Origin of the sequence: Azonexus sp. (assembly GCF_030824335.1) — a bacterium.
In the GTDB taxonomy this organism is placed as follows: domain Bacteria; phylum Pseudomonadota; class Gammaproteobacteria; order Burkholderiales; family Rhodocyclaceae; genus Azonexus.
Genome location: NZ_JAVBXX010000013.1, coordinates 78483 through 105252 on the forward strand (window position 1 = coordinate 78483; position 26770 = coordinate 105252).

General features: G+C 57.6%; 18 protein-coding genes. 11 read left to right on the plus strand and 7 right to left on the minus strand.

The genetic code is table 11. The annotated features are described in order from the left end of the window. Positions 1-6 precede the first annotated feature (6 nt). The 10 genes from nadA (at position 7) to clsB (ending at position 15750) form a co-directional block, all read left to right on the plus strand. Complete coding sequence (gene nadA, locus RCI20_RS09725; protein WP_306604905.1) at positions 7-1104, plus strand: quinolinate synthase NadA; 1098 nt, start codon at positions 7-9, stop codon at positions 1102-1104. 188 nt (positions 1105-1292) lie between these two features. After that, on the plus strand, positions 1293-4082 hold the full coding sequence (locus RCI20_RS09730) for a bifunctional glycoside hydrolase 114/ polysaccharide deacetylase family protein (protein ID WP_306604913.1): 2790 nt from the start codon (positions 1293-1295) through the stop codon (positions 4080-4082). Next, positions 4042-7851: a tetratricopeptide repeat protein gene (locus RCI20_RS09735; RefSeq protein WP_306604919.1), complete on the plus strand. Its 3810-nt coding sequence runs from the start codon at positions 4042-4044 to the stop codon at positions 7849-7851. The genes RCI20_RS09730 and RCI20_RS09735 overlap by 41 nt, the downstream gene beginning before the upstream one ends. Positions 7852-7879: 28 nt before the next feature. After that, on the plus strand, positions 7880-8428 hold the full coding sequence (locus tag RCI20_RS09740; RefSeq protein ID WP_306604925.1) for a hypothetical protein: 549 nt from the start codon (positions 7880-7882) through the stop codon (positions 8426-8428). Positions 8429-8445: 17 nt separating this feature from the next. After that, positions 8446-9813: a PelD GGDEF domain-containing protein gene (locus RCI20_RS09745; RefSeq protein WP_306604931.1), complete on the plus strand. Its 1368-nt coding sequence runs from the start codon at positions 8446-8448 to the stop codon at positions 9811-9813. Then, positions 9806-10813, plus strand: a complete 1008-nt coding sequence (locus RCI20_RS09750) for a lipopolysaccharide assembly protein LapB (protein ID WP_306604936.1) — start codon at positions 9806-9808, stop codon at positions 10811-10813. Before RCI20_RS09745 ends, RCI20_RS09750 begins: the two co-directional genes overlap by 8 nt. Next, entirely contained in the window at positions 10810-12342 is a 1533-nt protein-coding gene (gene pelF / locus RCI20_RS09755; RefSeq protein WP_306604937.1) for a GT4 family glycosyltransferase PelF, read from the plus strand. Before RCI20_RS09750 ends, pelF begins: the two co-directional genes overlap by 4 nt. Beyond that, entirely contained in the window at positions 12342-13715 is a 1374-nt protein-coding gene (gene pelG / locus RCI20_RS09760; protein WP_306604938.1) for an exopolysaccharide Pel transporter PelG, read from the plus strand. Before pelF ends, pelG begins: the two co-directional genes overlap by 1 nt. 72 nt (positions 13716-13787) lie before the next feature. Then, a complete protein-coding gene (locus tag RCI20_RS09765) occupies positions 13788-14546 on the plus strand; it encodes an endonuclease/exonuclease/phosphatase family protein (RefSeq protein WP_306604939.1) in 759 nt (252 codons plus the stop codon). Then, complete coding sequence (clsB, locus tag RCI20_RS09770; protein WP_306604940.1) at positions 14536-15750, plus strand: cardiolipin synthase ClsB; 1215 nt, start codon at positions 14536-14538, stop codon at positions 15748-15750. The genes RCI20_RS09765 and clsB overlap by 11 nt, the downstream gene beginning before the upstream one ends. Here clsB and gluQRS read toward each other — a convergent pair. The 3 genes from gluQRS to RCI20_RS09785 are packed head-to-tail and all read right to left on the minus strand — an operon-like array spanning position 15713 to position 20016. Further along, positions 15713-16675, minus strand: a complete 963-nt coding sequence (gene gluQRS, locus RCI20_RS09775) for a tRNA glutamyl-Q(34) synthetase GluQRS (protein WP_306604941.1) — start codon at positions 16673-16675, stop codon at positions 15713-15715. The genes clsB and gluQRS overlap by 38 nt on opposite strands. 39 nt (positions 16676-16714) lie before the next feature. Next, the gene (locus RCI20_RS09780) at positions 16715-19237 is read right to left on the minus strand and encodes a CHASE domain-containing protein (RefSeq protein WP_306604942.1); all 2523 of its coding nucleotides are present in this window, start codon (positions 19235-19237) and stop codon (positions 16715-16717) included. Positions 19238-19278: 41 nt separating this feature from the next. Beyond that, positions 19279-20016: an ABC transporter substrate-binding protein gene (locus RCI20_RS09785; protein ID WP_306604943.1), complete on the minus strand. Its 738-nt coding sequence runs from the start codon at positions 20014-20016 to the stop codon at positions 19279-19281. Positions 20017-20278: 262 nt separating this feature from the next. Here RCI20_RS09785 and rpoH point away from each other — a divergent pair, with 262 nt between their 5' ends. Then, positions 20279-21139: an RNA polymerase sigma factor RpoH gene (gene rpoH, locus RCI20_RS09790; protein WP_306604944.1), complete on the plus strand. Its 861-nt coding sequence runs from the start codon at positions 20279-20281 to the stop codon at positions 21137-21139. A 136-nt stretch (positions 21140-21275) separates the two neighbouring features. Here rpoH and RCI20_RS09795 read toward each other — a convergent pair whose 3' ends face one another. The 4 genes from RCI20_RS09795 to RCI20_RS09810 all read right to left on the minus strand — a co-directional run bounded on the left by RCI20_RS09795 (position 21276) and on the right by RCI20_RS09810 (position 26761). Beyond that, positions 21276-22514 (minus strand): spherulation-specific family 4 protein, encoded by a 1239-nt coding sequence (locus tag RCI20_RS09795; RefSeq protein WP_306605030.1) that lies wholly within the window; start codon positions 22512-22514, stop codon positions 21276-21278. A 91-nt stretch (positions 22515-22605) separates the two neighbouring features. Beyond that, entirely contained in the window at positions 22606-23364 is a 759-nt protein-coding gene (locus RCI20_RS09800) for a TatD family hydrolase (protein ID WP_306604945.1), read from the minus strand. Further along, a complete protein-coding gene (locus tag RCI20_RS09805) occupies positions 23361-24614 on the minus strand; it encodes a D-amino acid dehydrogenase (protein ID WP_306604946.1) in 1254 nt (417 codons plus the stop codon). Before RCI20_RS09805 ends, RCI20_RS09800 begins: the two co-directional genes overlap by 4 nt. After that, positions 24611-26761 (minus strand): bifunctional (p)ppGpp synthetase/guanosine-3',5'-bis(diphosphate) 3'-pyrophosphohydrolase, encoded by a 2151-nt coding sequence (locus RCI20_RS09810; RefSeq protein WP_306604947.1) that lies wholly within the window; start codon positions 26759-26761, stop codon positions 24611-24613. The genes RCI20_RS09805 and RCI20_RS09810 overlap by 4 nt, the downstream gene beginning before the upstream one ends. Positions 26762-26770 lie beyond the last annotated feature (9 nt).

Below are 26770 nucleotides of genomic sequence, written 5' to 3' on the forward strand. Positions count from 1 at the left end.
AACAGTATGCAAACAGCGACCATCTCCTTCGATAACTTCAACACGCTTTCCGACGAAGCTTGCCAGGAGCGCATTCGCGTCGCCCGCGCCAAGCTCGGCAAACGCGCAGTCATTCTCGGCCACCACTATCAGCGTGCCGATGTCTATCAGCATGCAGACTTGACTGGCGATTCCCTGAAACTGTCCAAACTCGCCGCGCAGACCGATTCCGAATACGTCATTTTCTGCGGCGTGCACTTCATGGCCGAAGTGGCCGACATCATGACGGCACCGCACCAGATCGCCATCCTCCCCGACCTCGCGGCCGGTTGCTCGATGGCCGACATGGCGAACCTGGCCAAGGTAGAGCGCTGCTGGCGCGAACTGAACGAAGTACTGAATGCCGAAGCAGAGGTCACACCGGTCACTTATATCAACTCTGCGGCCGACTTGAAGGCCTTCTGCGGCGAACACGGCGGTATCGTGTGCACATCGTCGAATGCCGGCACCATCGCCAAGTGGGCCTTCGAGCGTCGGCCAAAAGTTCTGTTCTTCCCGGATCAGCACCTAGGCCGATGGACCGGTCACCAGATGGGTTTCCCGATGGATGAAATGGTCGTCTGGGACCCGGACCTGGAAATGGGCGGTCTTACGGTCGACCAGATCAAGAAGGCAAAAATCCTGCTATGGAAGGGGCACTGCTCGGTACACCAGATGTTCCAGAAGTCGCACATCGACGCTTTCCGCGCCAAGCACCCGGAAGGAAAAGTGATCGCTCACCCCGAATGTAATTTCGAGGTCTGCGCCGCATCCGATTACGTCGGTTCGACCGAGCACATTGTCAAAACCATCAAGGAAGCACCGGAAAACACGCGCTGGCTGGTTGGTACCGAATTGAACCTGGTCGACCGACTGGCCAAGGAGGTATTGCCACAGAACAAGATCGTCCAGTTCATGGCCACCACCATCTGCATGTGCTCGACGATGCAGCGCATCGATCCACAACATCTCGCCTGGACCCTGGAAAACCTGGCCGAAGGCAAGGTGGTGAATCAGATCAAGGTGCCGGAACACGAAGTCAAATTCGCCCGCCTGGCCCTTGACCGGATGCTGGACATCTCGTAATAAATTTGCATAACCACGGACAATACCCGTGAGTTAGCCGTGAATTTCCGTGAGTTAGCTGCAAGTGTATTTCACGGGCTTTTCTACTATGATGCCTGCGTCGTCATCAAGCCAAGCGCAGCGAATCGAGAGATATGCTCAGCTAAAAGGGCATCGCATATCTCTTCGCCAATCGTATTCCAGCCCACGTGTCCTTCAAGAAACTGCTTTTCCTGCTGGCTTTAGTCCTCTTCGCCACAAGCGCCAGGACCGCACCTTCCGTTGCCCTGCATTACGGTACCGACATCCCCATCGAAGACCTGCGCATTTTCGACATCCTGGTTGTTGAACCCGACCACGGGCATCGCCCGGAAGTGTTGCGCCAAACGGGAACCGAACCTTTTGCCTATGTTTCGGTTGCAGAAGTTCAAGCCTCCCGACCATATTACAAGGACATTCCGGCGCAATGGAAAATGGCGCGCAATGGCGAGTGGAATGCAGAAGTCATCGATCAGACACCAGCAGACTGGCCGAACTTTTTTGCAGAACGCGTGGTCGGCCCCTTGTGGCAAAAAGGCTACCGGGGATTTTTCCTCGACACGCTCGACTCCTATCGCCTGGCCAAAAAATTTGACGAAGCTGCCCAACAGGCCGGCTTGATTAAAGTCATCGAAACGCTACACAAGCGCTACCCAGGAATTCGCCTGATCCTCAACCGGGGCTTTGAAATTGTCCCGAACTTGCGCGGCAAAATCGAGATGGTGGCTGCAGAGTCACTATACCGACGCTGGAACGCAGGACAGAAGCGCTACGAGGCTGTCCCGGAAGCAGACCGCGAGTGGTTGCTCGGCCAGATGAAGAAGGTACGCGACGAGTCCGGCATCCCGGTACTTGCCATTGACTATGTAGCGCCGACCGATCGTGAACTGACACGCGAAACAGCCGATCGCATCAAAGCTGATGGATTTACCCCTTGGGTCACCGACTGGGCACTGACCAGCGTTGGCATCGGGCAATTCGAGCCTGTCCCCAGACGTATTCTCATTATTTACGACAGCGCCGAGTCACCGGCCTTGCGCTATTCGAATGCCCACCGCTTCCTGCAAATGCCGTTGAATCATCATGGCTATGTGGTTGACTACCTGGATGCACGCCAACCCCTGCCCACCCACATTGGGCGTGATCGCTACGCGGCAATCGCCACCTGGTTTTCCGGACAATTACCAGAGCAAGCCGGGCGACGCCTAGGCCAATGGATTCAAGCGCGCATCAAGGACGGACTTCCGGTCGCCATGATCGGCGACCTGGGTTATTCATTAACCCCCGCCCAGGCTGGGAACCTGGGGCTCATCCTGCAACCGGAAACCGCCCAAGGAGAGTTGGTAATTTCCCGACAGCACACCATGCTGGGCCTGGAAAAAAAACCCCAGGCACAGCGCAACGAAATTCCACCCTTCCGCTTGCGCAACGAAAGTGCAGGCGAAAACCTTGTCGAGCTGAGCGACCAGGCCGGCAAGAAATTCACCGCTGGTGCAATACTGCCTTGGGGCGGCTTCATTCTTGACCCATTCGCCGTTGAAGAAGTACCTGGAACAGGGCGAGCCCGCTGGTCTATCGATCCGTTTGCTTTTCTCATTGCCGCGCTAAAACTCGAGCAGCTTCCCATACCCGACGTTACGACCGAAAACGGCCGTCGACTCTTCTTCTCGCATATCGATGGTGATGGATTCCCCTCTCTTGCTGAATTTCCAGGCAGCCCACTGGCGGCACAAGTACTCCTGAGCGAGATTCTGGAGAAATACCGCATTCCTACAACGATGTCCGTCATTGAAGGCGAAACTGCACCGCACGGCCTGTTCCCAAAACTCAGTCCTCAGCTGGAAGATATCGCCAGACGCATGTTCCGCCTGCCCCATGTGGAAATTGCCAGCCACACCTATGCCCATCCCTACCTGTGGAATGTCAACGCCCGCCACGGACTATTCCTGGATGACCCGGAAGCCGAATATCACCTGGAAATTCCGGGCTACAAAATGGATCTGACCCGGGAAATCATCGGTTCCATCGAATACATCAAAACCCGTCTGGCGCCACCAGGCAAACCGGTGAGTATCCTGCTCTGGTCTGGTGACACAGCTCCCGGCACGGATGCAATGAAAATCTTGCAGCGTGCCGGACTGCTGAACATGAATGGTGGCGACACCTCGATCAGTCACGCCAATCCAACGCTGACCGCGATTGGTGCTCACGGCCTGCTCAGGGATGGCTTACTGCAAGTCTACGCACCGATCACCAACGAAAACATCTATACCAACCTGTGGCGCGGCCCCTATTACGGTTACGAACGCGTGATCGAAAGCTTCACCATGACCGGACACCCCCGTCGAATCAAGCCGGTCGATATCTACTATCACACCTATTCGGCAAGCAAGCGTGCTGGCTTGAAGGCTGTACAAAAAGCCTTGGACTGGGCACTGAAACAACCACTACATCCAGTTTTTGCCTCAGAGTACATCCGCAAAGTGCAAGATTTCCACAGTCTCGCGCTAGCGCGTGAAGGCAAGTTCTGGCGTGTCCGCAGCAACGGCGAATTACGCACACTCCGTCTCCCGGCTGCGCTTGGACGGCCAAAACTCGACAGCAGCACCGGGGTTGCCGGCTTCTTCGATGGCCCCGAGGGAAAATACATTCACATGACGGGTCAAACCGCCAGTTTCGAAACCACACAAGCCCCCACAGCAGAAGCCCCTTACCTTGCAGAAGCCAATGCTCGACTAAACAACTGGAACGCAGACCAGCGCAAGAACAGGATCGAGTTCACCCTGCAAGGCCACGTAGCACTGCAATTTGCCTTGGGCGCAAGCGATACCTGCCGCGTCCAGGCCAATAACCGCGCCATTCTGCCGGCCAGAAGTGAAGCTGCCGCACAAGGCACGCTTCGCCATTTTCGCCTGAACGATGTCACAGCAAAAATCCGGATCGACTGTCCGGCCCGATAAGCGGCCAAACCTTGCCCCGAACTGGCTGATCGGCCTGTTCGCTGGTATGGCTTTGCTCGTCCTGCTTTTGCTCTATCCACGCCTGGATCTTGAGCGGCGCCTGTCGCACACCCCCGATACAGCGCTCTCCGTCGCTTATCTGGACAATCTGCTGCGTAGCGACCCGAACAATCCACAATTACGCCTACTCCTCGCCCAACGCCAGGTTTTGCTCGGCGACAGCGCCAAGGCGATGGAGACTTTAAAGCCGGCACTTGAAAGTCCATCACCGGAAATTCAACAGAACGCTCAATGGGTAATTTGGGAAATTGCCGAACTTGAATTCAGCCGCATCCCCAAGAATGACGCCTCCCGTCCCAGCAGACTGCAGGCATTAAAACAACAATTGCAGCGCATGGCCGGGCTGAAATGGGAAGCCGAACGTATCTCGCAGCTTGCTGCGAGCGCCTTCAAGTACGATTTTTTTGCCTTGGGCCATCAGTTGTACAAGCAGTTCTCTCAAGTAATTGGCGACCCGCAGCAGGCCATACAGGTTTACGACAAGGCTGCCAGTAAAGCATTGGCTAGCGGCAATTATCGCAACAGCAGCGAGTTATACATGCTCGCCCGTCACAGTGCGAACGATCCACTGCTTGCCCGACGCTATTTCCACATTGCCATCAAGACACTGCAATCTGGAAACCAGCCCGGTACCGCGCTCGAACTCGCTGAACGCGAACTAGGCGACCTGGCAAACGATCAGGAAACGCTGATCCTGATCACCAATCTGGCCCGGGCCGCCGGGCGACCAGACCGCGCTGACTACTATGCCCGGCAACTTCTCCGCCTGTCCCTGTTACGGCAGATTGAACTGGCCAAAATCGCCAATGCCTGGGGCCAAGGCAACTTCCAGCCGGTATCGATGAACGCAGGGCAAAAGGGGCCGGAACTCCCTTTTGACGACAAGATATACAAATTGGGCTACGACGTTTTCCTGGAAAATCAAAAGCCGGAAGATGCCTGGAAAGTCGCCGACGCTGCCGTCCGTCAGGCACCGGATAATTTCGAATGGCGAAAACGTCTGGCCGAAGTTTCCGAATGGACGAGTCGCCCGAAAATTGCCCTCAACCAATGGTTGGTCATGGCCCGCAAGACCGGCGATGACAGCGCCTGGCAATCGGTTCTCCGCCTGGCTCCGGGACTATTCGACGACCCCGCGCTGATTGAAGGTTTACGCTACCAGATAGGGCGACAGCCAAACGACCTGCAGTTGACCACTCAACTGGTTTTTACCTACGAACGCATTGGCGAACCCAAGCCAGCTATCGCCTATCTGCAAAAATTGATACAGCAGACTGGCCGGCCCGAATACCTCGAATTATTGGCCGACCTGTCGGAGCGAGCAGGCGAAACGGGGATTGCCATGACTAGCTGGCAAACCTTGTTCCGCGACCCGGCACAAATCACCACCGCCCGAGCCCTGCGCGCCGCCATCCTGTTCCTGACTTATGACAAAGGCCGGGAAGCGCTGACTTGGCTGGAAATGGCCAAACCGGGTTCTGACGCGGGATCCTCCGAAGCAAACATCGAAGCTCTCCGCCTGACCGGACAACTGGCAGAGCGTGAAAATCAGGACAAGCTGGCAATCACGGCTTTCCGGAGCCTGATCGAAGCAGAACACGCAGAATTGAGCGATTACGATGCGCTGATCCGCCTGCTGGTCGATACTGCGCCACTCGAAGCAGCCAAAGTGTCCGAGCTGGCTTGGCAACGCTTTTCCGAACCGCGTCATCTGCTGCAAACCATGACACTACTGTTTGGGCGCAATCAATGGACGGATATTGGACGCCTGATCAAGCAACTGGATCCCGCCCCGGAAGCGACAAAGCACAGTCTCAGGAAAATGCAGGCCATTCCCGAATTTTTGCGCTTAACCGGCTCTTGGCATCAAAACGCCGGACGCTTTGCTCAGGCGCGGCATGATTTCCAAACCGGTCTGCGCCAGGCCCCCGATTCGACGGCAATGCGTCAGGCGCTGCTGTGGCTGTTCATCGACACCAACGATGCTGCTGCAATTCGCCAACTACTCGCCGCCCACGAAGCCGAATGGAGTACCGATCCGGCACTTCATGACTCGCTGGGCTCCGCCTACCAAGCGCTGTCGCTGCCCCAAGTCTCGCTACAACGTTACTTGACGCCTCAGCTCGCGGCAAAGCGCAACGACTTCCTCTGGCTGATGAACTACTGCGATGCGCTGGATCAAAATCAGCAAAGTGATCGCGCCTGGCGTCTGCGCCGTTATCTGCTGTCCAGCGAATGGCAAGCCGCCCGGGAACAATCCGGGGCCACGACTGCCCAAGCCGCGCGACGCAACTGGCTGACCGAAAAGGGACTGGAGCAAACCCGGCGCAATGCGCGTGCGCGTCTCATGCTGACCCAGAATCGCGGTGACGTCGGCACAGAGACCCTGCGTGAATTGCTCCGACTCGACCGTGATGCTCAGGGAAATTACTCCAACGCTGCGGCAGAAACAGCCATCGGCTGGTTCCAGGACAGTGCAGAATTCACCGCCGAACGCGGCTTCCTGTGGCATCAGTACGCACGAAGCCGCAGTCTGCGCACCAACCGCCCGCTCTGGGCCGACATTACCGTGGCACTAGCCGAAGACGACAGGGCCGCCAGCGGCGACCTGCTTGAAAGTTTTGACGAACGCCTGCCCCGCTATGACCGAGTCAATGCCGCCCGTGCCGTCCACGATATCCGCTTGGCCCAATCCGCTGCTTTCGAAGCACAACAGGACCAGGTAGACGACAACCCGACACACTTGCAGTTAACAGAAAACCTGCTGATGTTCAGCGATCATGCCGGCTTCGAAATGAGCCAGCAAAAACTCAGCGGACTGGATGAACAACAGGGGTTCAGCGACTTTCACCTGGCCATCGACCCACAAATTTCGCTCGATCTGCAAGCCGGAAAAATCCGCCGCGAAAGCACGGACGAAGCCATCGTCGTCAGACCACCCAACGAAACTTTTTTCAGTGCCCGCATCAACTGGCGGCGTGACGCAAACGAAACCGTTTTCAGGCTGGAACAACGCAAGAGTTTTGATACCTACACGCCTGTTGCCATCGAACACGAACGAGTCATCGACAGTCGGCTATCGCTACGCATCGGCCTGGCTGTCCGACAACCCACGCAGGAAAGCCTGGCCCTTCGTATGGCCGGGATGAAGGACAGCGCATCAATCAGTTTGCGCTACCGGCCAACCCGCATGGATAGAATCTTTCTCGACCACGCCAGCGAACGCTACGCACTCCAGACAGGGGGACGTGTCGGTAGCGGCCAGCACACCTCATTGACCTACGCGCATACCTATCGCCAGGAAGCACGCGATCTCGAACTCAGCGCATTCTGGTCCAATCACCGGTACAGCAGACCTAGCGACCTGTCCGACTTGAATTCGCGGGACATGGCTTACGTCAATTACTTTCCCGACGGCTATACCCCCGGCCCGACCGACTTCCTGCCGGAAAATTTCCAGCTTTACGGATTACGGGTATCCACCGATGTCCGTTACGAACAGGAATACACGCGGGCCACCCGGCCATTCGCCAGCGTGGCAGCCACCTGGCACAGCGAACAAGGTGCCGGCTACGACTTGCTATTCGGGATTGCTGGCAGCCTATTCGGCGCCGATCATCTGAGTCTTGCCTGGCGCCTGGGCAAAGCTGGCACAACAACCCCTGGCACCACACGAAATTTGCAATTGAAATACCGAATCCATTATTAATTACCCTTACGAACCCACTGGAAACGCCATGACCATTGAAATCTCCCATCTGCGGCGCCTGACGGCCACCCTGCTGGTCAGCCTCCTGACACTTCTCGCCGGCTGCTCTACCCTCGACCGGGGAACACCGCCGAAGTTGGCAGGCAATGCCACTTGGGCGGTACTGCCATTCGCCAATCACACTGAAACCCCGCTGGCCGGCAATCGGGCCGAGGCAATCGCTGAGTCCCTGCTGCGCACCCAGATCACGGCCAAGGTCAAACGCTATCCGGCAAGCGCCCAGCAGGAAACGCTGTTTGACGGCACTGAACGCAAGCAGGATGAAGCTTTGGCCTGGGCCCGCGAACAAGGCGCCCGCTACGCACTCACCGGCTCGGTCGACGAGTGGCGCTACAAAGTCGGCGTCGATGGCGAACCGGCAGCCGGCGTCACCCTGGAAATCATCGATGTCGCTTCAGGCGAAGCCCTGTGGAGCGGCGCCGGCGGCAAGAGCGGCTGGAGCCGCGAAGCACTCTCGGCAGTTGCCCGCCAACTGATCCGTGACCTGCTGCGTGCCGGTCTGTCAGACGTACATTAAGCATTGTTGCGGTCGACATGAACCAAGGATCGCTTTTGCGTGATCGCCTGGATATCTCCAAGCAATCCGACCCGACATCCTCTCCGGGCGCCATGCTCGGTCGGCTGAGCACGCCCGAAACCCGGCCAGCCACCATCATCGGGGAAATCCTGATTTTGCCGCTGGTCGTGATCGCCCTCGGCTTCCTGCTCAGCCCGGATGACCCGTTATGGATGCACTCAGGATTTCCCTGGGCCTGGTTCGCCCCGACCATCCTCGCTTTACGTTACGGACCGCTCGCCGGTCTGGGCGGCGCCGCAGTCATCCTGCTGGCCTGGCTGTCGATCAATTTCGGTCACTACGACACCTTTCCGAAACTGGGTTTTCTGGGCGGTCTGATTCTCGTCATGCTGGTCGGCGAGTTTTCCAGTATCTGGGAAGGACGTACCCGCCGTGCAGAAATCGAGCAGCGTTACCACGAGCAACGGATGGAGCACCTGACGCGCAGCTATTACCTGTTGCGCCTGTCCCATGATCGCCTCGAACAGGACTTGATCAGCCGCCCGATGTCGATGCGTGACGCACTGCAGGCACTGCGCGACCATCACGCTCCCGGCAGCCCTGAAGGCACTCTCGCCCTGCTGCGGCTGTTGGCACAATACTGCCAGCTTGAATCGGCAGCACTTTATCCGGTTGAAGACGAAAAGCTGATCACCACGCCACAGGCACGTATCGGCCAAATTGACCACATTGCAGCAAAAGACCCGCTCGTTCTGCAAGCACTCGAAACCCTTCGTCTTTGTCATGTCAGCAGCGGAGATAACGATACCCATCCGACCCGCTACCTGATTGCTGCGCCTTTGCTCGACCTCTCGGGCCAGATTTACGGCTTGCTGCTGGTGGAAAAAATGCCGTTCTTCTCGCTGCACGAAGAAGCATTGCAGACCATCAACCTGCTATTGAGCTATTACACGGACGGTCTGGTTGCCGAAGCGCTGGCCAGACCGCTACTCGAAAAATACCCGGACAGCCCGACGCATTTTGCTTTCGAAATCCGGCGCCTGCTGCATCTTCACCAGTCAACCGGCATTGCCAGCATCGTCGTCGCACTCGAGTTTTTGCCACGCGCCATCGCCAGTGACATGCCACAACAAATCGACCGGATGAAACGATCACTCGATGAAAACTGGCTCCTGGTCGGCAAGGAAAAACAAATACTCGCCACCCTGATGCCACTCGGAGAATCATCCACGGCCGAAGGTTATATCGCACGCCTGGAAAACTGGGCCAACCAGAAGGCAGGCGAATCGCTGGCTGCTGTTGGCATATTCCCCCACATCATCCCGCTCACCAACACCTCGGCCGAGAATTTGATGCAACGATTGCAAGACCTGAGCAATGGCTAGCTACAAGCTCGGTATCTATGCGATGCTGCTTGAGTTAAGCGCCTGGAACGGGGCCTTTCTCATGGCCTCTTATCCCCGCGCTGCATTCGCCTGGTATTTGTTGACGCATGCCGGGGCCAGCCTGCTTCTGTCAATGTGCGCCAACCTTTTCCTGCCACTCGGCAAAGGCACACGCGAGCGGACCGCCATCATTGCCCTGATGACGTCGATCAGCTACGCCATCCCGGTTTTCGGTTTCATTGGTACAGTGCTGGCCACTATCCTGTTGCGGGTTTATCACACCCCTGCGCATCGCGCCGATTTCAGTTCCCTGCTCCTGCCGGCTTTCGACCCCCACCAGCGCCAAAGCGGCGGTTTCCGGCAGGCCGGGCTGAAAACCTTTTTAAGCAACAGCCAGGTCCCAATGAACGCACGGCTCGGTGCCATGGTTGCCTTGCAGTATGTACCCGGGCGCGTTTCCTCCCCGCTCTTGCGCGATGTCCTGAGTGACCCGAATGAAGACATCCGGCTGCTCGCCTACGGCATGCTCGACAACAAGGAAAAGCAGATCAACCGCTCAATCGACGAAGCATTGCGGCAGTTCAATGCAGAAACCCCCAACGTTTCAAGTAGCGACAAAACAGATGCTGCGCATCGCCTGTCCGATCTCTACTGGGAGTTGATCTATCAGGAACTGGCACAAGGCGACCTGCGTGACTACGCCCTGCACGAATCCCTGAAATACTGCGACTTGGCCCTCGAAAAACAGCCGGAAACACCGCCGCTTCACCTGCGCCGCGGACGCCTGCTGCACGAGCTACAACGTCCGCAGGAAGCCGAACTCTCCTATTTGAAAGCACGGGATCTCGGCATGCCAGCCACCCGAATCCTGCCTTATCTAGCCGAACTTGCGTTTGATCGAAACGACATCCCGGCCACCCGCAAACTGATGCGAGAACTGAGCCAATGGAGCGGTCTGCCAAAACTGCGCCCGGTCGTTGACTACTGGACTGCCACATGACTTTTCCCAAAGCCCGGGAAGCAGATATTGCCCTGCTACTCGAAGGAACCTTCCCCTATGTCAGCGGCGGCGTGTCGAGCTGGGTCAACCAGATCATTCGCGCCTATCCGGAATACCGTTTTGCCATCGTGTTCCTGGGAAGCAGACGGGAAGATTATGGTGAGCCAAAATATGAGTTACCAGACAATGTAGTGCACCTGGAAGAACACTACATTTACGATACACCGACCATCTCCAGTATCCCGCGCTCACGCGCCGGAGATGCCGAAGCATTTGCGCTTTCCACCAAAATGCACGAACGCTTCAAGGTGATCAACGGACAAGCCGGCGCCCTGGAAACTTTTCGCGATATCGCGCGTGCCATGCTGCCTGGCGGCAAACTGACCATCGACGATTTCCTGCACAGCGAACTGGCTTGGGAATCCATTTGTGAGCACTACAGGAAGCACTGCTCCGACCCGTCTTTCGTAGACTATTTCTGGACGGTACGCATCATGCACCAGCCGCTGTGGACGCTGGCCCATCTGGCAGACCAGTTGATTCCAGTCAAGGTCCTGCACTCCGTATCCACCGGTTACGCCGGTTTTCTCGGCGCCTTGCTGCACCAAACGCGTAACCTGCCGCTGGTACTCTCGGAACACGGGATCTATACCAAGGAACGCAAGATCGACCTGTTCAAAAGCGAATGGATTCGCGACAACCGCAATGTCTTTCAGCGCGACCCCACCGAACTATCGTATTTCCGCCAACTCTGGATACGCTTTTTTGAATGGCTTGGCCGGATGTGCTACGACTCGGCCGACCCGATCATCGCGCTTTACGAAACCAACCGGCTACGCCAAGTAGCCGACGGTGCTGCGGCTGAACGCACCTTCAACATTCCCAACGGCATCAGCCTGAAACGTTTCGCCCCGCTGCGCGACTTGCGGCCGGCAACACCACCGCCGGTGCTCTGCCTGATCGGCCGGGTCGTACCGATCAAGGACATCAAGACCTTCGTCCGGGCCATGCGCCGGGTAGTCAACCAGATGCCCGATGCCGAAGGCTGGATCGCCGGACCCGAAGATGAAGATCTGGCTTACGCAGAAGAATGCCATGACCTGGTGCGCAGTCTGGGCCTGGAAAACCATGTCCGCTTCCTGGGTTTCCAGAAAGTGGAAAACCTGATGCCCAAGATCGGACTGACCATCCTTTCCTCGATCAGCGAAGCGCTGCCTCTGGTCATTCTGGAAGGCTATGCGGCTGGCGTACCGACAATTTCGACCGATGTCGGTTCGTGCCGCCAACTGATCGAAGGACTCGACGAAGAGGATCGCGCCCTGGGCACCTCCGGAGCCGTGGTCAATATTGCCGACCCACAAGCCTTGGCCGATGCCGCCATTGCCTTGCTCGGCGACCCGGCTGCCTGGCAAGCCGCCAGTCAGGCCGGCATTGCTCGCGTCGAACGCTACTACACCGACGAACTGATGTTCGGGCGCTACCGCGAGGTCTATCAAAAGGCCTTTGCCCAAATACCGGAAAAGCACTGATGGCCGGCATTGGATTCGAACTGCGCAAACTGCTGCGCAAAAACACGCTGATCGGGCTGATCGAAGCCTACGCCTACGCTGGTGTGATTGGCTCCGGCCCTTGGGTATTCTCCATTGTCGGCATCCTGCTCGTCGGTTTGTTCAGTGTCAGTGTCGTTGTCCCAGCCTTCATGGTCACCCAGTTCCAGACTTCGGTCACCTATCTGGTTGCCACCAGCCTGATCTTCACCGGCCTGGCTCAACTGGCCTTCACCCGCTTCATTTCCGATCGGCTGTTCGAGAAAAAACGCCATCTCGTATTGCCCAATCTGCACGGTCTTCTGCTGCTGATGATCGGCCTGGCAGGCATCCTGGCAACCCTGGCCCTGTTCATTGCGCTACCCGACGAAACGCTACTCTATCGTCTGCTCATGCTGGCCGGCTTTGCCTCGATGAGCGGAGTCTGGCTGCTCACCGTCCTGCTGTCGGGAATGAAGCGCTACAAAGCCATCGTGACGCTTTTTGCACTGTCCTACGCCTTGATCGTCGTCAGCGCACTTCTCTTGCGTCCGTGGGGACTGAACGGTTTGCTCGGCGGCTTTGTACTGGGCAATTTCGTACTGCTGGCCGGCATGTGGATCATGACCGTCCGCGAATTCAGCCTGCAAGGCCCGTTGATTGCTTTCGACTTCCTCCGCCCGGAACTGCTCTACCCATCGATGATTGCCATCGGCTTCCTGTACAACCTGGGCATCTGGGTCGACAAGTTCATGTTCTGGTACTTTCCGCCCACCTCGGATGCCATCATCGGCAGTTTGCGTGCCTCACTGATCTACGACCTGCCGGTATTCCTGTCCTACCTGTCGATCATCCCGGGCATGGCGGTTTTCCTCGTTCGCATCGAAACCGACTTCGTCGAGTTCTATGACAAGTTCTACGATGCCGTGCGTAGCGGCGGTTCGCTGGAATACATCGAAACCATGCGTGACGAAATGGTTTATTCGATCCAGCAAGGTCTCAGCGAAATTGCCAAGATCCAGACGCTCGCCGTCCTGATCACCTTCGTTGCCGGTCCTTCCCTGCTTGATCTGCTCGGCATTTCCCAGCTTTACCTGCCACTGCTCTACATCCAGGTGATCGGTGCCGGCCTGCAAGTTGGCCTGATGGCCATCCTGAACGTATTTTTCTACCTCGACCAACGACGGATCGTGCTCTTTCTTTGCCTGGAGTTCGTTATCCTGAATATCGTGCTGACCGGCATCAGCCTGGTGGTGGGTGCCGCCTTGTACGGCTATGGCTTTGCGCTATCGGTGCTGATCACGCTCTGTACCGGCCTTTATCTGCTGTCCCGGCAACTTGATCGTCTGGAATACGAAACCTTCATGCTGCAATAAAGCGCCATCCTTGATAATCTGGAGAGCCGGCGCGGCATCTTCCTGCGCCACTCCCGATCGGACAGCCAGATTTTGACTCAGCCCTCTCTCCATATTGCCACCTACAACATCCACAAGGGCTTTTCACAATTCAACCGGCGGATGATGGTGCACGAACTACGCGAACGCCTGCGCGAACTCAACCCGGATATCGCTTTTTTACAGGAAGTTCAAGGCCTGCACCTGTTGCATGCAGAGAAACATGCCACCTGGCCAAGTCGACCGCAACACGAGTTTCTCGCCGATGAAGTCTGGGAGTCAGCCTACGGTCGCAACATGATTTACGACCACGGCCACCACGGCAACGCCATTCTGTCGCGCTTTCCCATCCTGCACGCGCACAACCAGGACGTCACCCACCTGCATTTCGAAAAACGCGGCATGCTGCACTGCCGGATCGAGTTACCGAATGGTCCGGCAGCACACTGCGTTTGCGTACATCTCTCGCTGTTTGGACGTTCGCGCAACCGCCAGATGGATGCGCTGGCCGACTACCTCGACGCCCTCGACGAGCCCGATGCACCGTTGATTGTCGCTGGCGACTTCAACGACTGGCGCAACCAGGCAGGCGAACACCTGGCGCGCCGCCTGCACCTGCACGAAGCTTTCTCGCATCATGCCGGCGGCCGACCGGTCCGCAGCTTCCCTGCGGCAATGCCGATGTTCCGGCTGGACCGCATTTACGTCCGCGGTTTCACCATCCGGCAAACCACTGTACATCACGGTGCGCCGTGGTCCGCCATTTCCGACCACGCAGCACTCTCGGCTTATCTGACGAGGCATGGGCACTGAGTTTTTCCCGGGCAACCGGCTGACGCTGCTCAATTCCGGACGCGAGTACTTTCCTGCGCTGCTGGCAGCCATCGCCGGTGCGCAAATGGAAATCCACCTGGAAAGCTACATCTTCGCCAACGACCTGGTCGGCCACGAAATCGCCACCGCGCTCTGCCTTGCCTCCCAGCGCGGCGTACTGGTCAATGTTACGGTCGACGGCTTCGGGGCACGGAATTTCGCCACCGACTTCCAGCCACGGCTGGCCGAAGCAGGCGTCCGCACATTGTTCTACCGCCCGGAAATCAGCCCCTTCCGCCTGCGCCGCCATCGCCTGCGCCGACTGCACCGCAAGCTAGTCGTCATCGACGGCCGCATTGCCTTTGTCGGCGGCATCAACATCGTCGATGACGACAACGCCCCGCTCGACATGCGCCCACGCTACGACTATGCAGTCCGGGTCGAAGGACCGGTACTGGCGGACATTCACCACGCCGCCCGACGCATGTGGGAAATCGTTACCTGGGCCAATTTCAAACGACGCTTCCGCCTGACACCGGTCGCCCGCCCCTGCTGCGCACCTGCCGGCGACCAGCGGGCTGCCTTCCTGATCCGCGACAACATCCGCCATCGCAACGACATCCTGCACGCCTATCTCGCTGCCATCGAAACTGCGCGCGACGAAATCCTCATTGCCAATGCCTATTTCCTGCCCGGCCTGCGCTTCGGTCGCGCCCTCTACGCCGCCGCCCGGCGCGGCGTAAAAATCACCATCCTGCTGCAAGGAAAAACCGACCATCCAGTGATGCGCTACGCCGCGCAAACCCTTTATGCCACCGGGCTGGCCGCCGGCTTCCGGATTTTCGAGTACGAAAAAAGCTTCCTCCACGCCAAGGTCGCCGTCATTGACGGTGAATGGGCAACCGTCGGCTCATCCAATATCGACCCATTCAGCCTGCTGCTCGCCAAGGAAGCCAACCTCATTGTGCGCGACAAGGTGTTTGCCGGAGAACTACGGGCCAGCATCCACGATGCCATGCACGATGGCAGCCGCGAAATGCGCCGTGACGAAATGTGGCAACACGCATGGCATTCACGCTTCCTGCGCTGGCTCAGCTACAGCACCGTACGCCTGCTGGTCGGGCTGGCCGGCTATGGCGAACGCCACTGGCAGGAGGAAGAGCGGATCAATCCGCCGAACGACTCAAGTTCGCCGCCACGCTGATCGCCAACTGCCGGGGGATCGCGGCAAACGACCAATGGGCCAGCGCCCACTGCCAGACCTCGCCCACCGCCGCACCGGCCAAGCCCGCTGGCGTCCTCTGCCCGAGAAAATTCAAGGCCCGTACCAGTTCACCCGCCGCTTGCGTTGCGACGATTGCCGGCGCCAAGGTCTGCTTCGACCATTTCTCGCCTGCGGGATTCGTCGCTACCGGCAAATGGGCATAACGCGGCACGGCATAACCGAGACAAGTTTGCAGCCAGATCTGGCGCGGCGTCGAAGCAAGCAGATCGGCCCCGCGCACCACGTCGGAAATCCCCTGAAAATGATCGTCGACCGCAACAGCCAGTTGATAAGCAAACAAACCATCGGCCCGCCGCAACACAAAGTCGCCGACATCGGACTCAAGATGCTGGGCGATCCGCCCCTGCACACGATCATCAAATGCCATCTCACGATCATCCACCAACAAGCGCCAGGCCCGCGGCTGTTGCCCAGCCGCCAGGCCGGCACGACAGCGTCCGGGATAAACCAGGCCACCATCGACAGCCTGACGCCTTGCCAACTCGGCAATTTCCTTGCGCGAACAGGCGCAGGCATAGGCCAAACCAAGCGACTTCAGCTTTTCCAGCACCTCGGCGTAGGCCGCCAAGCGTGCACTCTGGTAAAGCACCGGGCCATCCCAAGCAAAGCCAAATGCCTCCAGCGTACGCAGAATATCGTCAGCCGCGCCGGGCACATTGCGTGAGGTATCGACATCCTCCATCCGCACCAGCCATTCGCCACCATGGGCACGGGCATCCAGGCAACTGGCCAGCGCCGCAACCAGCGAACCGAAATGCAACGGTCCGGTCGGCGATGGCGCAAAACGACCGCGGTAAAACGTGAGCTTCATTTCTTCAGCATGCTCGAAAAACAATTTACGCAATCCTCTCCGGCAAGCACGCTGCAGACATGCGCATCAGACTCAAGCCAGCGAGGTAGCGAACGCCACAGAGAACCAGAAGGTACTGCCGGCACCGAGCTGACTATCCACCCCGATGCTGCCGTTCATTGCCTGCACCAGTTTCTTGCTGATTGCCAAGCCCAGCCCCGTGCCACCGAATTTCCGGGTAGTCGATCCATCGAGTTGCTCAAACGCCGAGAACAGACGGCCTTGCTCTTCTGCCGGGATACCAATCCCGGTATCGGCAATTTCAAAGCGCAAAACAACATGCGTTGCGTCTTCCTCCCTGACAGCGGCGCAAACGGTGACTGAACCGGCAGCCGTGAACTTGATGGCATTGCTGATCAACTTCCCGAGGATTTGTTCAAGACGCACCGGATCTCCACGCAAGCCACGCCCGGCCAAAGCAGGGTCAAGCACCACCGCCAGTAGCAGATCCTTTCGCTGCGCTTCCGGCTTGAAGCGATGGACGATACGTTCCAGCGAGTCGCCAAGCGTGAAAGTCTGTTGCTCAAGATGAAGCTGATTGGCCTCGATATTCGACAACTCTAGAACGTCATTGATGATTTCCAAAAGCTGGTTCGATGCAAGCAAGACTTTATCCAGCAGGGAAATTTGTTTGGCATCCGTCGAGCTGCGTCTGACAATACCAGTCAAGCCCATGATGGCATTCATTGGCGTGCGCAACTCGTGGCTCATCGTTGCCAGAAAAATGGTCTTGGCCCGGTTGGCAGCTTCCGCCGCATCCTTGGCAATCAAAAGTGCTGCCGTGCGCTCCTGCACCAATGCTTCCAGGTGATTCCGATGCTTTGCCAACTCGGTTTCGACAAGCTTTTGTGCCGTGATATCCCTGGCAATCGTCGAGATACCGACGATCTCACCAGCGGAATCGAAAATAGGAGAAATCGTTACCGAGATTTCCACTTTACGCCCATCCTTGTGCAGCCTGACCGTTTCAAAATGCTCAGTGGGCTCGCCGCGCTGAATACGGCCAAGAATCTCCGCCTCCTCCACCTGTCGATCCTCAGGAAAAAGACACTGCATGGAACGGCCGATCATTTCATCGGCAGCAAACCCGAACAGCAATTGCGCCCCAGGATTCCAGCTGGTCACGATGCCATCGAGAGACTTGCTGATGATGGCATCTTCCGATGACTGAATAATCGACGCGAAATGGCGCAACGCCGCCTCAGCTTGCTTGAGCGGTGTAATGTCGGAAATCAGGACATAAAATCCCTTCACCTGATCTCCCTGACGATCAGGCAGACAATAAGCGTAGGTAAAGCAGGTGCTGCCGTCCGGCTTGGTTAGCGTACTTTCAAAATGTTGCGCCTCGCCGCGAAGTACGGCATTGATGCAATCCTCCTGCTGCCGAAATGCCTGCGCTCCGATCAACTCCCGCATGGTGATGCCTTGTATCTCGGCTTTTGTCTTGCCGAAAAACTCCTCATGCTGAGCATTGGCGAACTCGCAGCGCAGCGCCGAGTTCCAATAGGCCACCAAGCCGGGAATATGATCGGTCACCATCTGCACAAAGCGCACGCTTTCCTGCAATTCAACAGTCATTTCCCGTGCCAGTCTCAAAGCACGAGCACGACTGGTCGTCAGCAGCCAGGAAAGCAAGGTCAGCAGCAAGCTAAGGCCGACACCACTGATAGCAATCAACGGCGCATCGCTACGGCCAAAGCGTTCGGCAAATTCGCCAGAAGCCATCACGGTCAGCGCCCAGGTACGCCCGCCAACTACCAGGTATTCATGCGCAGTCAAAATACTGGCAACCGGTGCCACCTGCTGCTCTGACTGATACAGCAAGCTCTGCCCGGAAATTTCTATCCCGTCATGCAAGGAAAAACCGATGCCGGGAGGAAGCTGGCCATAGAGGCTGGCCATCAAATCGTTCATCCGAAACGCAGCAAACACCCACCCCTTGAAGTGGCGACGACGCTGCTCCAGCGTATTGCTCGGCTGGCCGGATGCATAAATCGGCAAATACATGATAAAACTGGGTTGCTCGACCGGCTCGGTTTCAGTACTTAGCCTGACCTTCCCGGAAATAGCCGCCATCCCGGAATCGCGCGAGCGCTCCATTGCAAGCTGCCGCATCGGTTCGGCCCAGCCATCAAATCCGAAAGCAGCCTGGTTACGGCCGATGTAGGGCTCACGTTGCACGACCGGTGCGTAAGCGTCACGCAGACCTTCAGGGCGAATGGTGTAGTCGCTGAATCCAAGGCGCTGCATTTTGCCCAGATGTGCAGCCTTTTGCTCGGCTAACACCCAGTCAACCTGGCCGATCGCCTGCACACCGGAAAAATTGGCATCCAGCTGCAACAAAGCCACATAATCTTGCAAACCCTTGCGATCAATCTTGCCCATTGCAGCGTATTGAGCCTGCACGCCGCGCAACATCTGCTCATAAGCGCCCATGCGCTGTTCAATACGGCTAGTCGTTTCAAGCAGTGCGTGCTCGAAATGGGTCTGCAGTTGCCGCTGAGTACCAAGCCGCTCATGATTCCAGACCTGCCAGGTGACCCCCAGGGTAACCATCAGTATCCCCAGAGGCAACCACCACGTTCGATTCATCGGCATCAGGGGGCCGAAAACTCAAGCATGGACGTAGCGATATCCGCCTTGAAATAGCGCTCGAAAATGCGCTGCATGGAGCCGTCGGCACGCATCTCTTCAATCAATGCACGCCACTTTTCCCGTGCCTCCTGCGACAAGGCTTTTTTTGACATGATCAGGCCGTGCGGCACAGGTGGATCATTGAACTCAACGATATTCGTAACGTCACGAATACGCCTGGTTTCGATCGCCGGATAATCGAAAGGCTCGATGATCATGCCCTGGATCTTGTTGGCCAACAGCAACTCGTACAAAGGCAACAAGCCACCAGCCTGACTGACTCGATTCGCCCCGGTAAGCCGATCAACCAGCAAATTGGCATTGGCGCTGTAGCGAAAACTGCGGATCACACCAAGTTGCAACTTGTCGTTCCGTTCGAAATCGGAGATTTGCCCAATCGCCGCATCCTTGCGCGTCAGCAGGTAATACTTGTTACTGACATACCAGGCAAACGCAGCAAAACGCTCACGTTCCGGATTGGTGATGCCGGACAAGCTGAAATCAAGGGCCCCGGACTCGATCAGTTGCCATATGCGGGCACGCGGCATCAGGCTGACATTCACCTTGCAAGCGCTACGTCGAATCAACTCTTCGGCAATATCCTTGTCGATGCCCTTGTCGGTTTCGGCCGAATAGAGCAGGCCGTGATCATGCAAAGCCAGCGTATAAGTCCGCCCGCAATCCGGGCCGGCGAACGTCAAGCCGCTATGCAAACCGCAGATGAGCAACAATGCGTGACAGAGTGTTCTCAATTGCACCACCGATGTATGACGATTTGAGCCAGGGACTATATGCTAACTATTTCCGCATGCGCGAAAAACGAGTTTTTGGTTTTTTTACCAATTACCAAGCACGCTCAGGATAGACAATTTATCACCACCCCGGAAACTCTTTCGACAACTTAGCACTCTGATGCAGCGAGTGCTAAAATGAATCAAATCAGTTGAAGGAGAATTTCACGCTATGACACATGCCCTGGCGCTTCCCGTCCCCTTGGCCGTTGGCAACATCGATGCCTACATTCAGGTCGCGAATCGTTATCCCATGCTCTCCGAAGCAGAGGAAATCGGGCTGGCCGAGCGTTTCCACAACGATGGCGATGTGGAAGCGGCGCGTCAGCTGGTGCTTTCGCATCTGCGGCTGGTCATCTCCATTGCCCGCGGCTACTTAGGCTACGGCCTGCCGCATGCCGACCTGATCCAGGAAGGCAACATCGGCCTGATGAAAGCGGTAAAACGTTTTGACCCAAGCCGCGGTGTACGTCTTGTTTCCTTCGCCATGCACTGGATCAAGGCGGAAATCCACGAATACATCCTGAAAAACTGGCGTCTGGTCAAAGTCGCAACGACCAAAGCGCAGCGCAAGCTGTTCTTTAACCTGCGCGGTCTGAAGGCGGGCTACGAAGGCGTCGATACACTGAACGGCACACAGGCGGCCGAAGTCGCAGCACGTCTGGGCGTCAAGCAGGAAGAAGTCGTCGAGATGGAAACCCGGCTGTCCGGGCGCGACATGGCGCTCGACGGCAGCCCCGATGACAGCGATGACGCTTTCGCGCCGATCGACTACCTGGCCGACTCCCGCTACGAACCGACGCGCATCATCGAAGACAAGGCGCAGCACCGCCTGCACAACGAAGGCCTGCACGAAGCGCTGGAAACGCTGGATCCGCGCAGCCGCCGGATCATCGAGGCACGCTGGCTACACGATGGCGAATCGGCGACACTGCACGACCTGGCGGCCGAATTCTCGGTTTCAGCCGAACGCATCCGGCAAATCGAAGTCAAGGCACTGCAAAAAATGCGTGGGGCGCTGTTGCCGGCCTGACCCGGAACCATTTGCTGGCATCGCGGATGCCACCAAATCTGCCAGCCAATACAATTCGGGCAAATTCTGCGGTCGACCGCAGAATTTGCCCTATATTTCCGTACCCGCAAAAACACCAGAACTCCGCCTCTGCCGCTCAAAGCAGAATGTCCGCCAGCGACAGCTCACTGACGCCGATCAGGGCAAGCGAAAACTCGGCCGCCTCGTCGGTATCGATATTTCCGTATAGCACGCCATTAACGAAGCGTAGCTGGCCCGGCACGGAAAACTCGGTGTAATCAAGCAACAACTCAAAAAACGGCTCGTCCCAATCCTTGCTGCTATCCGCACGGATCGCCGTCAGATCAATCATGTCCTGCCCGCTGGTGAAATCCGTAATAGCATCGCGCAAAAACACCTCGGTAGACGATTCCGCGGCCATTTGAAACAGAAAAATATCGTTACCTGCTCCGCCAGTCAGCACATCCGAACCACTGCCCCCCAGCAGAATATCGTTTCCAGCGCCACCACTCAGAAAATCGTTACCGCTACCGCCAGCCAGTGCGTCATCGCCGAAATCGCCATACAGCGAATCTGCACCGTCAAACCCAAGCAAAGTATCGTTGCCCGCGCCGCCCAGAATCTCGTCATTGCCAGTCTGCGGTCCATTCTGCGGATTGATGATGGCGGTTACAACATCCCCGGCGGCTGCCACGGCTGGCCAGATGGTCTGGTCCGGCGAGACATACAGCGGCAGCAACAACCTGCCGCCATAAGTCTGGGCCAGCTCGACCTGTTGGTCAAAATGCACGGACAAGGAATCCCACGGATTACTTGTGCCAGCACCATCCTCTGTCGCATAAACATAGCCGGCCCCGCTGGCAAACAAACGCGACACATTGCTCACAACCGCCGATTCGGCAATCCCGTATTCAAGCGCGGCCATTTTCTCGGATGGATAGCCCAGCGCCCTGCCCGTCGCAAGAATGGGCGAAATGTCTTTCTGTCCCTCGCCAAGCACAATGACTTCCGGCAAATACAGGTAATCAACATGGCTGGGTACCTTGCCCGGATTGAAAATCACCGACAAGCCAAGTCCATTCGCGTGCTCGACCACAATGCGATAGGTCTCGAGATCAAGCATCTCACCGGAAACCTCATCAATGAAAACCGACGTCATGGCACTGAATCCCAATTTCATCCAGCTGATATCCAGACAGATTTCCAAGGCTGACCGGGAACCGTACCCGGAATACACATAACCGGAGATGTTGACGCCCGCGTCGACCAATTCACCCACCCGATCGACATAGGTCTGAGCTGCCTGGCCGCCAATCAACAAATCATCGGCCACTGAACCAACAAGCTGGTCCGATTTATCACTACCGAAAAGCATATTCACATCCGACTCCTGTCTGTACTCCCGCAAGGCCACATCTGCACTTCAACCCCAAGGGCAGCTTTTGTTTCCATGATCGTAAAAAAGCTCAAAAATCCCCGAATACAGCACGCGCATTAGCGCTCGTCTGCGCCACCAACGCGGCCAGAGAAACACCGCGCAAGCCGGCAATTTCTGCGGCAATACGCGGCAACTCAGCCGGGGCATTGCGCCCCCGATTCAGCCAGGCCGGCGGAATATCCGGTGCGTCGGTCTCCAGCACGATAGCCTCATCCGGCAAGGTCGCAGCCAGTTGCCGGATACGGGTCGATCCAGCATAGGTCGCGGCCCCGCCAAAACCCAGTTTGAAACCCAGTTTGATGAACTCATCGGCCTGCTGGCGACTGCCATTGAAAGCATGCGCAATGCCGCCACGTACCCGAATCCGGCGCAGTTCCTTCAGCACCGCATCAATCGAGCGCCGCACATGCAGGATGACCGGCAAATCGAACTCACGAGCCAACTTGAGTTGCTCGACGAAAAACAAGGTTTGCCGCACCGGATCATTGCGGTCAACGTAAAAATCCAGGCCAATTTCACCCACCGCCAACGGCTGCTCACGCACCAGCCAATCGCGCACTATCGCCAGATCGTCAGCCCCGGCCTGCGGTACATACAGCGGATGAATGCCATAAGCAGCCCGACAGCCAGACAAGCTGGAAACGGTGTTTTTTAACCGATCAAAGCCGTCGACCGCAACACCCGGCACGATGATGCGCGAAACGCCTGCCACCAGTGCAGCCGCATGCACAGCACCCCGGTCAGCAGCAAACTCGGCCGCATCGAGGTGGCAATGCGTGTCGATCATCCGCGCAGGAAGGGAAATTCGGGAGCCGGTCGCCGCCCGCCGATCAGGTCGGCCAATGCCGCCCCCGAACCGCAAGCCATCGTCCAGCCCAGCGTCCCGTGGCCGGTGTTAAGCCACAAATTGGGCAAATGGGTACGCCCGACAAACGGTACGTTGGACGGTGTCGCCGGACGCAAGCCACACCAGAACTGCGGTTCGCCGGTAATGTCCAGTTGCGGGAAAAGTTGCTTGGTCCGGTTGATCAGCGCCTGGCAGCGCACCGGATTGAGATCGAGGTTGTAACCGTTGAACTCCGCCGTACCAGCAACCCGCAAGCGATTTCCCAGCCGCGAAAACACCAGCTTGCGCTCATCGTCGGTCAAACTGACGCTCGGCGCGATTGCCCCATCAGCCAGCGTCAAGGTCACTGAATAGCCCTTGGCCGGAATGATTGGCAACGAAACACCGAGCGGCCGCACCAACAAGGGCGAATAACTGCCCAACGCCACCACGTAAGCATCCGCCGTCAGCAATGCCGGGGCAGTATCGTCATGCACCACCACCCCGGCGACCCGCCCGCTGGCGGCGGCGATACGCTCGATATGTGTGGCATGGCGAAACGTGACGCCGGCAGCGGCGGCCCGCTCGGCCAGCGCCCGGGTAAACAAATGTGCATCGCCGGATTCATCGGAGTCGGTGTAATCGCCCCCCACCAACAAATGACTTGCCCCGGCCAGCGCCGGCTCGAGGGCAACGCACGCTGCAGCATCCAGCATTTGCCGCTCCAGTCCGTAACGCGCCATCACGCTGGCCGCCTGCATCGCGCCGGCCAACTCGTTGCGATCAGTGTAAATATGCAGGATACCGCGCTGCAATTGCTGGTAATCCAGCGCCAGCTCCTGGCGCAAGGCTTGCAATTGCTGACGACTGTACAAGGCCATGGCCAGGATCGCATTGATATTGGCCTGCGTGCGTCCGGGCAAACATTCAAGCAGGAAACGCAGCCCCCACGCCCACTGCGCCGGGTCGGCACGCCAATGCCAGAGCAACGGTGCATCGGCGCGCCCCAGCCACTTCAGCAGGCGCGGCAAAACATGCGGGTTAGCCCACGGTTCGGCATGCGAAGCGGAAATCTGCCCGCCATTGGCAAAGCTGGTTTCCATGCCGGCACCCGGCTGGCGATCGATCACCGTCACTTCATGTCCGGCTGCCGCGAGATACCACGCACTGCTGGTGCCAACGACCCCAGCGCCCAGAACAAGAATTTTCAAGCCTCGCCCAGCCTTTCGCGGGAAATCCGGCTCACCTCGGGCAAATGGCGGATCGCCCGCATAACGACCGCCAAATGATTGCGATTGGCGACCTGGATGGTGAAATGCAGCGTGGTAAACAAACGCTCCGGATCAGCTTCCATCGAAACGTGCTCGATATTCGAACCGGCATCGGAAATCGCTGCCGCCACCAAGGCCAGCACTCCGCGCTTGTTCTTCATTTCGACCCGAATGCGCAACTCGAACAGTTTGCCCTCTTCCGGCTCCCACTCGACATCAATCCACTTTTGCGGCTCGGTCGAGCGAGACTTGCGAATTGCCGGGCAATCGTGGGTATGGATGACCATCCCGGTCCCCTTGCGGATCGAACCGATGATCGGATCCCCCGGAATCGGCTGACAACAGGGCGCCAACTGGATCGCCATGCCTTCGTTGCCATGAATCGCCAAGGTCAAGCCGCCCGGCACCACCGCCGACATATCCTCACGCGCCAACAGACGGCGGGCAACCACGGACGGCAAGCGCTTGCCCAGACCGATATCGGCGTAAATCTCTTCCAGCGTGTGCTGCCCGCTCACCTTGACCAGCGCATCCCACGCCTGGGTCGGAATCGAAATCGGCACTACCCCGAGCGTCAGCAACTCCTGGCGTAACAAGCGCTCACCCAGACGGGCCGACGCTTCATGCTGGGTCGTGCGCAGGAAATGACGAATCTTGCTACGCGCCCGCCCGGTCTTGACGTAAGTCAGCCACACCGGATTGGGCGTCGACTCTACGGCAGTGATGATCTCGACCAGATCACCATTTTTCAGTTCGCTGCGCAGCGGCGCCAACTCGTGGTTCACCCGGGCCGCAGAACAATGATTACCGACATCGGTATGCACCGCGTAAGCAAAATCGACCACCGTCGCACCTTGCGGCAAGGCCATGATCTTGCCCTTGGGCGTAAAGATATAAACCTCGTCCGGGAACAGGTCGATCTTCACATCCTCGAAGAACTCGGCCGAATTACCCGACTGCGACTCCAGCAAGGACTGCAGCCATTTATGCGTCTTGATCTGCAGGTCGGCGCTACTCTCGTTGCCATCCTTGTACAACCAGTGCGATGCCACGCCATCCTGCGCGACGTGGTGCATGTCGCGCGTGCGAATCTGCACCTCGACCGGGGTACCGTACGGGCCGATCAAGGTCGTATGCAAGGACTGGTAACCATTGGCCTTCGGAATCGCCACGTAATCCTTGAATTTGCCCGGCACCGGCTTGTACAGGCTGTGCAAGGCGCCGAGCGCCAGATAGCAACTCGGCACATTATCGACCACCACGCGGAAACCGTAGATATCGAGCACCTGCGAGAAGGAAAGCTGCTTTTCCTTCATCTTGGTGAAAATCGAATACAGGCTCTTTTCCCGCCCGAACACCTCGGCGGTCAAACCGGCATGGGCCAGCTTGTCGCAAATTCCTTCCTGAATCCGGGTCAACAACTCCTTGCGGTTGCCCTTGGCGACACGCAAAGCCTTGGCCAGCACCTCGGCACGGTGCGGATAGATCAGCCGAAACGACGTGTCCTGCAACTCGCGGTAAAGCTTGTTCAAACCCAGGCGCAAGGCAATCGGCGCGTAAATCTCGAGGGTTTCACGCGCGATGCGCGCCCGCTTGTCGGCCCGCATCGCCGACATGGTCTGAATATTGTGATGACGATCCGCCAACTTGATCAGCACAACGCGCAAATCGCGCGCCATTGCCATCAACATCTTGCGGAAATTTTCCGCCTGCGCCTCCTGATACGAGGCAAATTCCATCTTGTCCAGCTTGGACAAGCCATCGACCAGTTCAGCCACCGGCTTGCCGAATTTCTCGGCCAGTTCCTGCTTGGTCGCGCCGGTATCTTCCATCACGTCGTGCAGCAGGGCGGCGCAAATCGCGTCGGCATCCATGCACCACTCGACAACTGCACCGGCAACCGCCAGCGGATGGGTAATATAAGGTTCGCCCGACATGCGCTTTTGATCCGCATGGGCCTTTGCAGCAAAGGCGTAGGCAGCCTTGATGCGTTCTACGTCGACCGGGGCGACATAATCAAGACTATCGAGGAAGACCTGATAAGCGTCTTCCTCATAAGCGGGCGGGAGTGAAGGCGCTTTGGCCAAAATCTCACC

Coding starts and splice junctions, on each gene's coding strand:
- nadA (WP_306604905.1), top strand. CDS start 7: ATGCAAACAGCGACCATCTCCTTCGATAACTTCAACACGCTTTCCGAC.
- RCI20_RS09735 (WP_306604919.1), top strand. CDS start 4,042: ATGTCACAGCAAAAATCCGGATCGACTGTCCGGCCCGATAAGCGGCCA.
- RCI20_RS09740 (WP_306604925.1), top strand. CDS start 7,880: ATGACCATTGAAATCTCCCATCTGCGGCGCCTGACGGCCACCCTGCTG.
- RCI20_RS09745 (WP_306604931.1), top strand. CDS start 8,446: ATGAACCAAGGATCGCTTTTGCGTGATCGCCTGGATATCTCCAAGCAA.
- RCI20_RS09750 (WP_306604936.1), top strand. CDS start 9,806: ATGGCTAGCTACAAGCTCGGTATCTATGCGATGCTGCTTGAGTTAAGC.
- pelF (WP_306604937.1), top strand. CDS start 10,810: ATGACTTTTCCCAAAGCCCGGGAAGCAGATATTGCCCTGCTACTCGAA.
- pelG (WP_306604938.1), top strand. CDS start 12,342: ATGGCCGGCATTGGATTCGAACTGCGCAAACTGCTGCGCAAAAACACG.
- clsB (WP_306604940.1), top strand. CDS start 14,536: ATGGGCACTGAGTTTTTCCCGGGCAACCGGCTGACGCTGCTCAATTCC.
- RCI20_RS09780 (WP_306604942.1), bottom strand. CDS start 19,237: ATGGTTACCCTGGGGGTCACCTGGCAGGTCTGGAATCATGAGCGGCTT.
- rpoH (WP_306604944.1), top strand. CDS start 20,279: ATGACACATGCCCTGGCGCTTCCCGTCCCCTTGGCCGTTGGCAACATC.
- RCI20_RS09795 (WP_306605030.1), bottom strand. CDS start 22,514: ATGCTTTTCGGTAGTGATAAATCGGACCAGCTTGTTGGTTCAGTGGCC.
- RCI20_RS09800 (WP_306604945.1), bottom strand. CDS start 23,364: ATGATCGACACGCATTGCCACCTCGATGCGGCCGAGTTTGCTGCTGAC.